General features: G+C 65.1%; 13 protein-coding genes and 1 tRNA gene. 7 read left to right on the plus strand and 7 right to left on the minus strand.

Annotation, left to right across the window (positions count from 1 at the left end):
* Nucleotides 1-5: 5 nt before the first annotated feature.
* Nucleotides 6-899: an inner membrane protein YpjD gene (locus U5771_RS24025; RefSeq protein ID WP_322026264.1), complete on the minus strand. Its 894-nt coding sequence runs from the start codon at nt 897-899 to the stop codon at nt 6-8.
* Between the two features lie 89 nt (nt 900-988).
* On the opposite strand from U5771_RS24025, the gene ffh reads away from it, so the two are divergent.
* Entirely contained in the window at nt 989-2,356 is a 1,368-nt protein-coding gene (gene ffh, locus U5771_RS24030; RefSeq protein ID WP_322026265.1) for a signal recognition particle protein, read from the plus strand.
* A 94-nt stretch (nt 2,357-2,450) separates the two neighbouring features.
* Entirely contained in the window at nt 2,451-3,002 is a 552-nt protein-coding gene (locus tag U5771_RS24035; protein WP_322026266.1) for a hypoxanthine-guanine phosphoribosyltransferase, read from the plus strand.
* 81 nt (nt 3,003-3,083) lie between these two features.
* Here the strand turns inward: U5771_RS24035 and U5771_RS24040 are convergent, their stop codons facing one another.
* Complete coding sequence (locus U5771_RS24040) at nt 3,084-3,686, minus strand: MarC family protein (RefSeq protein WP_096472392.1); 603 nt, start codon at nt 3,684-3,686, stop codon at nt 3,084-3,086.
* 21 nt (nt 3,687-3,707) lie between these two features.
* Entirely contained in the window at nt 3,708-5,444 is a 1,737-nt protein-coding gene (locus tag U5771_RS24045; RefSeq protein ID WP_322026267.1) for a proline--tRNA ligase, read from the minus strand.
* Between the two features lie 227 nt (nt 5,445-5,671).
* Here U5771_RS24045 and U5771_RS24050 point away from each other — a divergent pair, with 227 nt between their 5' ends.
* Nucleotides 5,672-6,319 (plus strand): RNA pyrophosphohydrolase, encoded by a 648-nt coding sequence (locus U5771_RS24050; protein ID WP_322026268.1) that lies wholly within the window; start codon nt 5,672-5,674, stop codon nt 6,317-6,319.
* Between the two features lie 13 nt (nt 6,320-6,332).
* Nucleotides 6,333-6,941, plus strand: a complete 609-nt coding sequence (locus tag U5771_RS24055; protein ID WP_322026269.1) for a CNP1-like family protein — start codon at nt 6,333-6,335, stop codon at nt 6,939-6,941.
* 103 nt (nt 6,942-7,044) lie between these two features.
* On the opposite strand, the gene proB is transcribed toward U5771_RS24055, so the two are convergent.
* The 4 genes from proB to rplU form a co-directional block, all read right to left on the minus strand.
* Nucleotides 7,045-8,163, minus strand: a complete 1,119-nt coding sequence (gene proB, locus U5771_RS24060) for a glutamate 5-kinase (protein ID WP_059465328.1) — start codon at nt 8,161-8,163, stop codon at nt 7,045-7,047.
* 90 nt (nt 8,164-8,253) lie between these two features.
* A complete protein-coding gene (cgtA, locus tag U5771_RS24065) occupies nt 8,254-9,366 on the minus strand; it encodes an Obg family GTPase CgtA (protein ID WP_322026270.1) in 1,113 nt (370 codons plus the stop codon).
* A gap of 187 nt (nt 9,367-9,553) precedes the next feature.
* Nucleotides 9,554-9,817: a 50S ribosomal protein L27 gene (rpmA, locus tag U5771_RS24070; protein WP_006476999.1), complete on the minus strand. Its 264-nt coding sequence runs from the start codon at nt 9,815-9,817 to the stop codon at nt 9,554-9,556.
* Between the two features lie 24 nt (nt 9,818-9,841).
* Nucleotides 9,842-10,153, minus strand: a complete 312-nt coding sequence (rplU, locus tag U5771_RS24075) for a 50S ribosomal protein L21 (RefSeq protein WP_027783472.1) — start codon at nt 10,151-10,153, stop codon at nt 9,842-9,844.
* 210 nt (nt 10,154-10,363) lie between these two features.
* Between rplU and U5771_RS24080 the strand changes: the two genes are divergently transcribed.
* The 3 genes from U5771_RS24080 to U5771_RS24090 all read left to right on the plus strand — a co-directional run bounded on the left by U5771_RS24080 (nt 10,364) and on the right by U5771_RS24090 (nt 13,020).
* Nucleotides 10,364-11,359, plus strand: coding sequence for a polyprenyl synthetase family protein (locus tag U5771_RS24080; RefSeq protein WP_006752232.1), 996 nt, complete (start codon nt 10,364-10,366; stop codon nt 11,357-11,359).
* A 148-nt stretch (nt 11,360-11,507) separates the two neighbouring features.
* Nucleotides 11,508-11,584, plus strand: a tRNA-Pro gene (locus tag U5771_RS24085).
* Nucleotides 11,585-11,733: 149 nt separating this feature from the next.
* The gene (locus U5771_RS24090) at nt 11,734-13,020 is read left to right on the plus strand and encodes an HlyC/CorC family transporter (protein WP_322026271.1); all 1,287 of its coding nucleotides are present in this window, start codon (nt 11,734-11,736) and stop codon (nt 13,018-13,020) included.
* The last annotated feature ends 28 nt before the right edge of the window (nt 13,021-13,048 follow it).

Below are 13,048 nucleotides of genomic sequence, written 5' to 3' on the forward strand. Positions count from 1 at the left end.
TGCGTTCAAACCACGGAGCGGTGCAGCAGCACCTCGAAAACGAACCGGCTGCCGACATACGCGAGCAGCAGCGCGGCAAACGACACGAGCACCCAGCGCGCGGCGCCGCGCCCGCGCCAGCCCGACGTCTTGTGGGCGACCAGCAGGCCGCCGAACATCAGCCACGACAGCACCGCGAACACGGTCTTGTGATCGAGCCGCAGCGCGCGCGCATCGACCTGCTCGCTGAACAGGATCCCCGACGCGAGCGTCAGCGTCAGCAGCACGAAGCCGGCGCCGATCAGGCGGAACAGCAGCTTCTCGAGCGTGAGCAGCGGCGGCAGCGTTTCGAGCCAGCTCGCGATCCAGCCGGTCGAGCCGTCGCGCCCGCCGCTCCTCAGCGACTGCAGGCGCCGCTCGACCATCAGCATCAGCACCGCGTGCAGCGCGGCGATCGCGAACAGGCCGTACGCGATGTTCGCGATCAGGAAGTGCATCTTGAACAGCGGCGCTGCGGCATAAGGCAGCACCCGCACGCCGCCGAACACGAGCGGCAGCAGCGACGCGGCGCACGCGAGCGGCAGCACCAGCAGGCGCAGGCTGTCGAGCGGGAAGAAGAAGCTCTCGATCCAGTAGATGCCGGCGCCGAGCCAGAACATCGCGGACAGCGCGAACGCGAAGCCGAAGATCATCGCGTCGTGCGGAAAGATCGTCATGTGCAGCAGCACGCCGTGCGCGACGAGCGCCGCGAACAGCAGCGCGCGGCCGGTGCCGCTCATCCCCGACGCGGCGGACGCCGGAACCGGCACGGCCGGCACGCTCGCGACGAGCGGCGTCGCACCCTGGCGGTGCGTGCGCCAGCCTGCGACGGCGAGGCCGCCGTACAGGAATGCGGTGAGGGCATACAGTACAATATCCATGTTCGAAGTTTACACTAGGCCCCCTTCCCGCGACGGCTCCCTTTGTTCGGTTCCGTTGCGCCTTCGGGCCCCACTGTCCATCGCTCCCCATGCTCGACAATCTCACTCAACGGATGGCGCGCGTCGTCAAGACGCTGCGCGGCGAGGCCCGGCTTACCGAGGCGAACACCCAGGAGATGCTCCGCGAGGTGCGTCTCGCGCTGCTGGAGGCCGACGTCGCGCTGCCCGTCGTCCGCGAATTCATCGCCAAGGTCAAGGAAAAGGCGCTCGGCGAGGACGTGATCAGCAGCCTGTCGCCGGGTCAGGCGCTCGTCGGCGTGGTCCAGAAGGAACTGACCGCCGTGATCGGCGGCGACTACGAAGGCAAGGCCGCCGAGCTGAACCTCGCCGTCACGCCGCCCGCCGTGATCCTGATGGCCGGCCTGCAGGGCGCCGGCAAGACCACGACCGCCGGCAAGCTCGCGAAGCTGCTGCGCGAGAAGTACAAGAAGAAGGTGCTGACGGTGTCGTGCGACGTGTATCGCCCGGCCGCCATCATGCAGCTGAAAACGGTGAGCGAACAGGTCGGCGCCGATTTCTTCCCGTCGACGCCGGATCAAAAGCCCGTCGACATCGCACTCGCGGCCGTCGACTGGGCGAAGCGCCACTACCATGACGTGCTGATCGTCGACACGGCCGGCCGCCTCGGCATCGACGAGGCGATGATGCAGGAAATCGCCGCGCTGCACGGCACGCTGAAGCCGGCCGAAACGCTGTTCGTCGTCGACGCGATGCTCGGCCAGGACGCGGTCAACACCGCGAAGGCGTTCAACGACGCGCTGCCGCTCACCGGCGTCGTGCTGACCAAGCTCGACGGCGATTCGCGCGGCGGTGCCGCGCTGTCGGTGCGCCACATCACGGGCAAGCCGATCAAGTTCGTCGGCGTCGCCGAAAAGCTCGACGGCCTCGAGGTGTTCCACCCGGACCGGATGGCGAACCGGATCCTCGGCATGGGCGACATCCTCGCGCTCGTCGAGGAAGCCCAGCGCGGCGTCGACGTGCAGGCCGCGCAGAAGCTCGCCGACAAGGTCAAGAAAGGCGGCGACTTCGACCTGAACGATTTCCGCGCACAGATCTCGCAGATGAAGAACATGGGCGGCCTGTCGTCGCTGATGGACAAGCTGCCCGCGCAATTCCAGCAGGCGGCGGCCGGCGCCGACATGGGCCAGGCCGAGAAGTCGATCCGCCGGATGGAAGGGATCATCAGCTCGATGACGCCCGCCGAGCGCGCCAAACCCGAGATCATCAAGGCGACGCGCAAGCGCCGCATTGCAGCCGGCGCGGGCGTGCCGGTGCAGGAAGTCAACCGGATGCTGAACCAGTACGACCAGATGCGTACGATGATGAAGAAGCTGAAGGGCGGCAACATGCAGAAGATGATGCGCGGTCTGAAGGGCATGATGCCCGGCATGCGCTGATTCCGCCCGTCGGCCGGCGCGCGGGTTTTTGCCGTAGCGCGCGCCGGCCGTTCTGCTTCATTCTTATTTGTATACCGACTGCCCGCCAGAACACATGAACCGCGAAGAAGCCCTCCACATTTTCGACCACTCCGAAGAGATCGTCTCGGCCGATGCCGTCAACGCATCGATCGCCCGGATGGCCGACGCGATCCGCGCCGACATCGGCGACGCGTTCCCGCTCGTTCTCTCGGTGATGGGTGGCGCCGCGGTGTTTACCGGGATGCTGCTGCCGCATCTCGATTTCCCGCTGGAATTCGACTACATCCACCTGACCCGCTACCGCAACACGACGCAGGGCAGCCCGGAGATGCACTGGCGCGTCGCGCCGCGCGAGTCGGTGAAGGACCGGATCGTGCTCGTGCTCGACGACATCCTCGACGAAGGCGAGACGATGGCCGCGATCCGCGACCGCATCCTCGACATGGGTGCGAAGCGCTTCATGTCCGCCGTGCTGTGCGAGAAGACGCTCGCGAAGGCGAAACCGCTGCACCCCGACTTCTGCGGCTTCTCGGTGCCGGACCGCTACGTGTTCGGCTGCGGGATGGACGCAAAGGGCTACTGGCGCAACCTGCCGACGATCCGTGCGCTGACCACGAACGTCTGACCGCCCTGCCCGCGATAAAGAAAAAGCGGCGCTCCGGTTTCCCGGAGCGCCGCTTTTTTTCGTCGGCACGCGCCGCCCGTGCTACAGCTGGTGCACGAACGCCCGGATGCCGGCCAGCAGCATCTCGACCGAGATCGCGACGAGCACGAGGCCCATCAGCCGCTCGAACGCGGCGACGGTCCGCTCGCCGAGCCACTGCTGGATCCGTTCGGCCAGCACCAGCGTGATCGCGCAGACGATCATCGTGACCGTCAGCGCACCGACCCACTCGAACATCTTGCCCGGCGCCTGCGACGTCAGCAGCATCACCGTCGCGAGCGCGGACGGCCCGGCAAGCGCCGGAATCGCAAGCGGCACGATGAACGGTTCGCCGCCCGCGCGCGGATCGCTGCCGAGCGCGCCGTCCGGATGCGGGAAGATCATCCGCAGCGCGATCAGGAACAGCACGATCCCGCCGCCGAGCCGCAGCGACAGGTCGGTGAGGTTCATCATCCGCAGGAAGCGATCGCCGACCACCATGAAGAACAGCAGGATCACGAACGCGATCCCCACTTCACGCAGGATCAGCTTCACGCGCCGCTCGCGCGGCACGTCCCGCATCGCCGTGATGAACAACGGGATGTTGCCGAGCGGATCCGTGATCAGCACGAGGAGCACGGTGGCCGACAGGAAGGTGTATTCCACCGTGTCCCCCGGTCGCAGCGCTTAGCGCGCGAGCGCGGCGCGGATCTTCTCCGCCACCGTCGCCGCAGCCGCGTCGGCCGGCAGCAGCGTCGCTTCGGCGTCGCGGCGGCCCTGGTACTCGATCTTGCCTTCCTTCAGGCCGCGCTCGCCGATCACCAGGCGATGCGGCACGCCGATCAGCTCCCAGTCGGCGAACATCACGCCCGGGCGCTCGCCGCGATCGTCGAGGATCACGTCGATGCCGGCGGCGGCCAGTTCCGCGTACAGCTTGTCGGCGGCCTCGCGGACCATGTCGCTGCGGTCATAGCCCATCGGGCACAGCACGACCTCGAACGGTGCGATCGACTCGGGCCAGATGATGCCCTTGTCGTCGAAGTTCTGTTCGATCGCCGCGCCGAGAATACGCGTGACGCCGACGCCGTAGCAGCCCATCAGCATCGGCTGCGGCTTGCCCGACTCGTCGAGGAACGTCGCGCCCATCGCTTCCGAGTACTTGGTGCCGAGCTGGAACACGTGGCCGACTTCGATGCCGCGGCAGATGTCGATCGCACCCTTGCCGTCCGGCGACGGATCGCCCTTCTGCACGTTGCGCACGTCGGCGACGTCCGGCTCCGGCAGGTCGCGGCCCCAGTTCACGCCCGCGATGTGATAGTCGACCTCGTTCGCGCCGACAACGAAGTCGCTCATGTTCGCGACCGTGCGATCGGCGATCACCTTCACCGGCTTCTTCGTGCCGACCGGGCCGAGATAGCCCGGCGGCGTGCCGAACCACTCGACGATTTCCTGCTCGGTCGCGAAGCGGTGGTTCTTCAGCCCCGGCAGCTTCGACACCTTGATCTCGTTCAGGTCGTGGTCGCCGCGCAGCATCACGAGCCAGATGGTCGGCTCGGCGCCTTCGTTGTCGGTGGCGAGCACGATCGACTTGATCGTGCGCGCGAGCGGGATCGCCAGCAGCTCGGCGACGGCTTCGCACTTCGCCTTGCCGGGCGTCGCGACCTTCTCCATCGCTTCGGCCGGCGCCGCGCGTTCGGCGATCAGCGGCAGCGCTTCGGCTGCCTCGATGTTCGCCGCGAAGTCGGACGCCGGGTTGTAGGCGATCGCGTCCTCGCCGGTATCGGCGATCACGTGGAACTCGTGCGAGAAGTTGCCGCCGATCGAGCCGCTGTCGGCCGCGACCGCACGGAACTCGAGGCCGAGGCGCGTGAAGATGCGCACGTATGCGTCATACATCTTGCGATACGACTCGTTCAGGCCGGCCGCGTCCTTGTCGAACGAGTACGCGTCCTTCATGATGAATTCGCGACCGCGCATCACGCCGAAGCGCGGACGGATCTCGTCGCGGAACTTCGTCTGGATCTGGTAGAAGTTCACCGGCATCTGCCGGTAGCTCTTGATCTGGTTGCGCGCGATGTCGGTGACGACTTCCTCGTGCGTCGGCCCGATCACGAAGTCGTTGTCCTTGCGGTCCTTGAAGCGCAGCAGCTCGGGGCCGTACTGTTCCCAGCGACCCGATTCCTGCCACAGCTCGGCCGGTTGCACGGCCGGCATCAGCAGCTCGATGGCGCCTGCCCGGTTCATTTCCTCGCGCACGATCGCCTCGACCTTGCGAATCGAACGCAGGCCGACCGGCAGGTAGTTGTAGATGCCGCCGGCGACGCGACGAATCATGCCGGCGCGCACCATCAGCTTGTGGCTGACGATCTCTGCGTCGGCCGGTGCTTCTTTGAGGGTGCCGATAAAGAAACGGGAAGCTTTCATGCGGACGGTTCCAAATACGGCGCCCCAGGCGGGGCGCCCGAAAAAGTTTCAAGGTGAAAAAGCTGCGCGCGGCGAACAACGATGGACGACGATGGCGCAGACGACGTAGCAGACAAATCAGGGACACTTCAGCCGGCGTACCCCGCGCGGATTCGCTCCGTCACGGTGCGCAGCGCCCGTTATCTGTTTATAATCAAAGCAATTTTAAAGGATTCGAAGGTGGTTGTATGCTGGATCGTGAAGGCTTTCGCCCGAACGTCGGCATCATCCTCTTGAACGCGCGCAACGAGGTGTTTTGGGGCAAGCGGCTCCGCGAGCATTCCTGGCAGTTTCCTCAAGGTGGGATCAAGTACGGCGAGACCCCCATGCAGGCGATGTACCGGGAACTGCACGAGGAGACGGGCCTGCACCCGGAACACGTCAAGATAATCGGCCGCACTCGCGACTGGTTGCGTTACGAGGTGCCTGACAAGTTCATCAAACGCGAAGTACGCGGCCATTACCGCGGCCAGAAGCAGATCTGGTTCCTGCTGCGGATGGTCGGACGCGATTGCGACATTTGCTTGCGCGCGACCGATCACCCGGAGTTCGATGCGTGGCGCTGGAACGAGTACTGGGTGCCGCTCGATGCGGTGATCGAGTTCAAGCGGGATGTCTATCAGTTGGCGCTGACGGAACTGTCGCGCTTCCTGCGCCGCCCGGCGCAGCGAGCCGAAAAGCCGCGTGGGCCGCGTCTGTCGCGCTATCCGCGCGTCATTGGCGCGCAGGTCCAGCAGACGCTGACGATTGTCGACACATCGGTAGTCTGTTCGGAGATCGAAGTGGAGGCGAGCACGCTCGACGAGATGCCGCCCCGCGAGATCGTCGGCAAATGACGAGTCGGACTGCATGACCGGGCGCGACCTTGGTGTCGCGCCCTTTTTTTACGAGGATTGCATATTGAAAGCGATTGCACTCGCGCTCGCATCGATTGTCGCGGCGGCCACGCTGGCCGGTTGCGCGAATTCGAAGACGCCGACCAACAAGGATGACAGCGAGTTCGTGTACCTGCTGGACCGCCAGGGCAACTGGAAGGAAAACCCGGTCGACACGCTGCCGCCGCTGCCGCAAGCGGGCGACCTGCTGCCGTTCAACGTGTCGCAGAACACGCCGCTCAAGTTCTCCGTCGATGCGAAGTCGCTCGCGGTCGGTACCGATGGCGTCGTACGCTATGCCGTCGTCATCACGAGCCCGGCTGGCGCGCGCAACGTGAACTACGAAGGCATCCGCTGCGACACCTACGAATGGCGTCAGTATGCAGGCCTGAATTCGGATCACGACGGCTGGGACCGCACGGTCGAGAACGACTGGCGCCGCATCGAGAACGGCGAGTTGAACGCATACCACTCGGCGCTGTACCAGGACTACTTCTGCTCGAACAAGATGCCGCAGGGCACGACCCAGCAGATCCTCGAGAACATCAAGTTCCATCGCACCGCGATGAGTCAGCTGCGCTGACCGCGCAACGCAGGCCGGCTGCCCGGCCCTGCTTTCGCACCACCGCAACAAAAAGCCCGCGCAATGCGGGCTTTTCATTGTCTCGCGACGCCCGGCCGGATGGTTACACGAGCACGAGGTTGTCGCGGTGAATCAGCTCCGGCTCCAGCATGTAGCCGAGCACCGTCTCGATCTCGCCGCTCGGCTTGCGGTGAATCAGCTTCGTTTCCGCGCTGCTGTAGTTCGTGAGGCCACGCGCCACTTCACGCCCGTCGGGGCCGACGCACGCGATCACCTCGCCGCGTGCGAACGCGCCCTGCACGCCGATCACGCCGATCGGCAGCAGGCTCTTGCCGCCGGCCGTCAGCTTCTCGACCGCGCCTGCATCGATCACGACGTGCCCGCGTACCTGCAGGTGATCGGCCATCCATTGCTTGCGCGCGGCCATCCGCGCGGTGCGCGCGATCAGTTGCGTGCCGATCGCCTCGCCCGCCGCCAGCCGCACCAGCACGTCGGCTTCGCGGCCGCTCGCGATCACCGTGTTCGCGCCGCTGTGCGCTGCGCGCTTCGCCGCGAGGATCTTCGTGAGCATCCCGCCGCGACCGAGGCTCGAGCCTGCGCCGCCCGCCATTGCCTCGAGCTCCGGCGCGCCCGCACTGGCTTCCGCGACCAGCGTCGCGTTCGGATCCTTGCGCGGATCGGCGGTGAACAGCCCCGACTGGTCGGTCAGGATGATCAGCGCATCGCCTTCGATCAGGTTCGCGACGAGCGCGCCGAGCGTGTCGTTGTCGCCGAACTTGATTTCGTCGGTGACGACCGTGTCGTTCTCGTTGATGATCGGCACGACGCCGAGCCGCAGCAGCGTCAGCAGCGTCGAGCGCGCATTCAGGTAGCGTTCGCGATCGGCCAGATCGGCGTGCGTCAGCAGGATCTGCGCGGTACGGATATCGTGCTCGGTAAAGCGGCTCTCATAGACTTGCGCGAGCCCCATCTGGCCGACCGCGGCGGCCGCCTGCAACTCGTCGATCTCGCGCGGACGCTTGCTCCAGCCGAGCCGCTGCATCCCTTCGGCAATCGCGCCCGAACTGACGAGCACCACTTCCTTGCCCTGCGCGCGCAGTGCGGCGATCTGGGCTGCCCAGCGGCCGATCGCAGCATGATCGAGCCCCTTGCCGTCGTTGGTCACGAGGCTGGAGCCCACCTTCACCACCAATCGCTTCGAATCCGCGATGATCGAACGCATCGTGCACTGTCTCCTGTATCTGATGCCTGCCCGGCCGGGCGCGATTGAATTCCGGCACCGGGCGCGACGCCCGGTGCGTTTCGGGCCCGCTCAGGCGTCGTCGCCGGGCGTCGCACCGCCATCGGCGGACGGCGCATCGCGGAACCGCACGTCCGCGGCCAGATCTTCCTCTTCCGCCGCACGATGCGCGTCCGAATGCTCGGCGAGGTAATCGTAGATCGCGTAGCACAGCGCTTCGCAGCCCTGGCCCGTGAGCGCCGAAATCTCGAACACCGGGCCGTCCCAGCCGAAACGGTCGAGGAAATCGGCAACCCGCGCCTCGCGCTCGTCTTCCGGCACCATGTCGAGCTTGTTGAGGACGAGCCAGCGCGGCTTCTCGTAGAGCGCCTCGTCGTACTTGCGCAGCTCGCCGACGATCGCCGTCGCTTCCGCGACCGGATCGACGCTTTCGTCGAACGGAGCCAGATCGACGAGATGCAGCAGCACGCCGGTACGCTGCAGGTGTCGCAGGAACTGGTGACCGAGGCCCGCGCCTTCGGCGGCGCCCTCGATCAGCCCCGGAATATCGGCGATCACGAAGCTCTTGCTCGGGCCGACCCGCACGACGCCAAGGTTCGGCGCGAGCGTCGTGAACGGATAATCGGCGATCTTCGGCTTCGCGTTCGACACCGACGAGATGAAGGTCGACTTGCCGGCGTTCGGCATGCCGAGCAGCCCGACATCGGCGAGCACCTTCAGCTCGAGCCGCAGCATGCGCCGTTCGCCGGGCTTGCCGTCGGTTTTCTGGCGCGGCGCGCGGTTCGTGCTCGACTTGAAATGCAGGTTGCCGAGACCGCCTGCGCCGCCCTTCGCGAGCATCACCTGCTGGTCGTGCTCGGTCAGGTCGGCGATCAGTTCGCCCGTGTCCATGTCGGTCACGACCGTGCCGACCGGCATGCGCAGCGTGACGTCGTCACCGCCCTTGCCGTAGCAATCCGAGCCGCGACCGTTTTCGCCGTTGCGCGCCAGGTGCTTCTTCGCGTAACGGTAGTCGATCAGCGTGTTGATGTTGCGGTCGGCGATCGCGTAGACGTTGCCGCCCCGGCCGCCGTCGCCGCCGTCCGGCCCGCCGAACGGAACGAATTTCTCGCGGCGCATCGACGCGCTGCCATCGCCTCCGTCGCCGGCGATGACTTCGATTCGTGCTTCGTCAATGAACTTCATTCGTCACTCCGACCAGTATTTCCGCTATTGTGCCGCGCGCCGGCGCGCTTGAACAATCTGCCATTCGGCCGATTGCCCGCCGTTTCGCGACAGCCGCACGCGCGCACATGCGCGCGGCGGCCAAATAAAAAAAGGCCCCGCGAAGACTGCGGGGCCTTTCGGCTACGAAGCCCGTGGGTGCCTGAACTTAGGCAGCCGCCGGGACAACGATGACCAGATGCTTCTTGTCCGCGCCCTTGGTCGCGAACTTGACGTGACCGTCGACCAGCGCGAACAGGGTGTGATCCTTGCCCATGCCGACGTTCTCGCCAGCGTGCATGCGCGTACCGCGCTGACGCACGATGATGCCGCCGGCGTTGATCGCCTGGCCGCCGTACACTTTCACGCCGAGACGTTTCGACTCGGAGTCGCGGCCGTTCCGGGAAGAGCCGCCTGCCTTTTTGTGTGCCATCTGATTGCTCCTTTACCGAGGCGCTTACGCGTTGATCGCGTCGATGCGCAGCTCAGTGTAGTTCTGGCGGTGGCCGCCGTGCTTTTGGTAGTGCTTCCGGCGACGCATCTTGAAGATGGTGACCTTGGCATGACGACCGTGCGACACAACGGTGGCCTTGACGGAAGCCCCACTGACCAGCGGCGCACCGAACTTAATCGATTCGCCTTCGCCCACTGCGAGAACCTGGTCGAGCGTGATTTCAGCGTCAATGTCAGCCGGTATCTGTTCTACTTTGAGTTTTTCGCCAACGGCAACCTTGTACTGCTTGCCGCCGGTTTTTATGACCGCGTACATTGAGAACCTCACTCTGGATCCAATTTTTCCGCACACCACGCGCGGAAAACACGTGATTATACATGGGGTTAGCACCCAAGTCAAAGCCCATCCACGATTGCCGCGCGCAAGCCCTGGCTGGCCGGCCAAAATCACCAGGCAGACACGTCCGACAGACCGGGATATCTCGGATTCGACTTATAATCCGCGGCATCACCCATTTCGATCATCATGTCGTCGTCCACCGCCTCCCCCACCCTCAGCGCCGCCCACCTGCTCGCCCCGATCACAAGCGACATGGAGCAGGTGAATCGCGTTATCCGGCAAAGCCTCGCGTCCGACGTGCTGCTGATCAACCAGATCGCCGAGTACATCATCGGCGCGGGCGGCAAGCGGCTGCGTCCGGCCCTGCTGCTGCTCGTCGCCGGCGCGCTCGGCGAGACTTCGCACCAGCGGCACGTGCTGGCCGCCGTCGTCGAGTTCATTCACACGGCCACGCTGCTGCATGACGACGTCGTCGACGAATCCGAACTGCGGCGCGGCCGCCAGACGGCCAACGCGCTGTTCGGCAATGCGGCGAGCGTGCTGGTAGGCGACTACCTCTATTCACGCTCGTTCGAGATGATGGTCGGCGTCGGCAAGATGCGCGTGATGGAAATCCTGTCGGAAGCGACGACGATCATTTCCGAAGGCGAAGTGCTGCAGCTGCTGAACATGCACGACGCGGACGTCGACGAGACACGCTACATGCAGGTGATCCGCTACAAGACGGCGAAGCTGTTCGAGGCATCGGCCCGCCTGGGCGCGGTGCTCGCCGGCGCCGATGCGCCGACCGAAGCCGCCGCAGCCGAATACGGCCGCCGGATCGGCACCGCGTTCCAGATCATGGACGACTGGCTCGACTACGCGGGCACGGCCGAAGCCATGGGCAAGAATGCCGGCGACGACCTGCGCGAAGGCAAGCCGACGCTCCCGCTCATCTATCTGATCGAACGCGGCACGCCCGAACAGTCGGCGCTCGCCCGCGAGGCGATCGAACAAGGCGGCACCGATCGCTTCGACACGATCTTCGACGCGATCACGCGTTCGGGTGCGCTCGACCATACGCTCGAATGCGCGCGCCAGGAAGCACAGGCCGCGGCCGCCGCGATCACCGCGTTCCCGGATTCGATCTACAAGGAAAGCCTGCTCGCGTTGTGCTCGTACTCGACGTCGCGTCAGTCGTAAGCGCGCCGCGAACGAGAGGCGATACTTTTCTCGAAAAATTTCTTCATCAAGGTATTCCCTTTTCGAAAAAACATCGTTATAGTTACGTTCTTGCTTGAGACGACGCAGCGATCTTCACGAAGGCGGCGAAGTCGGAAGAGCAAAAAATCGGGGTGTAGCTTAGCCTGGTAGAGCGCTACGTTCGGGACGTAGAGGCCGGAGGTTCGAATCCTCTCACCCCGACCAGATTTTGAAAAAACCGTGCACCATGTGCACGGTTTTTTTTTGCCTGCTCGTTGCCTGGGCGCGCAAGCCCTCGTGCCACGCGACACATCCCGGCCGCCGGCCTCTGCTATATTTCCTCCATCCCTGTCCTTCACTGCCCCTTCTGACGCGTGGACCAAATTCCCTTATGGGCGCAAATCGGCGCCGTCTTCCTGCTTCTCCTCTGCTCCAGCTTCTTTTCCATTTCCGAGACCGCGATGATGGCGCTCAACCGCCATCGGCTGAAGCATCTCGCCGGCCAGGGCGTGCTCGGCGCGAAAACCACGCAGGGCCTCCTCACGCGCACCGACCTGCTGCTCAGCGTGATCCTGATCGGCAACAACCTGTTCAACACGATCATCCCGGTCCTGACGACCTCGCTCGCGCTGCACACGTTCGGCCGTAACAACCTCGCGCTGTCGATCGCGACCGGCATCGTCGCGTTCCTGATCATCGTGTTCGCGGAAATCGCGCCGAAGATCGTCGGCGCGACCTTTCCCGAGCGCATCGCGCTGCCCGCCAGTCTCGTGATCGCGCCGCTGATGCGCGTGTTCAAGCCGGTCGTCTGGTTCGTCAACGCGCTCGCGAACGGCGTGCTCTGGGTGCTGCGCATCAATACGAAGAAGGGCCGCGACCAGCGGATGTCGGCCGACGAGCTGCGCGCGATCGTGCTCGAGTCGAGCAGCTTCATGCCGACCAAGCACCGCAGCATCCTGCTCAACCTGTTCGACCTCGAGAACATCACGGTCGACGACGTGATGGTGCCGCGCCGCCAGATCGAGTCGCTCAACTTCTACGCGCCGCTCGACGACATCCTGCATCAGCTCGAGACCTGCTATCACAACCGCCTGGTCGTCTACGAAGGCGACATCGACAAGGTGCTCGGCGTGCTGCACGTGCGCAAGACACTCACCGCCCTGCACAACCAGGATTTCGACCGCGAAACGTTGCGCACGCTGCTCGCCGAGCCGTACTACGTGCCGTCCGGCACGCCGGTCGTCCAGCAGCTCCAGTATTTCCAGGAAAGCCGGCAGCGAACCGCGCTCGTCGTCAACGAGTACGGCGAACTCGAGGGGCTCGTCACGCCCGAGGACATCATCGAGGAACTGATCGGCGAATTCACGACGTCGATGCCGCGCGGCGAACGCGCGGGCGGCTGGGACGAGAAAGGCGAATGCATCGTCGCTGCCAGCATGCCGCTGCGCGAACTGAACCGATGGCTGCACCTGCAACTGCCGACCGACGGACCGAAGACGCTCAACGGCCTGATCCTCGAAATCCTCGAGGAAATTCCCGAAGGCGACGTGTGCCTGAAAATCCGCGACGTGATGCTCGAGGTCATGCGCAGCGACGACCAGGCCGTGCGCACCGTCAAGCTCTTCAAGCCGCGCAGCACGCGCGCACGCGCCGCGCGCTAGCCGAACGGCCGACTGTCGGCGCCGCTCG

It is taken from the genome of Burkholderia sp. BCC1977 (assembly GCF_905339595.1).
Taxonomy (GTDB): Bacteria; Pseudomonadota; Gammaproteobacteria; order Burkholderiales; family Burkholderiaceae; genus Burkholderia.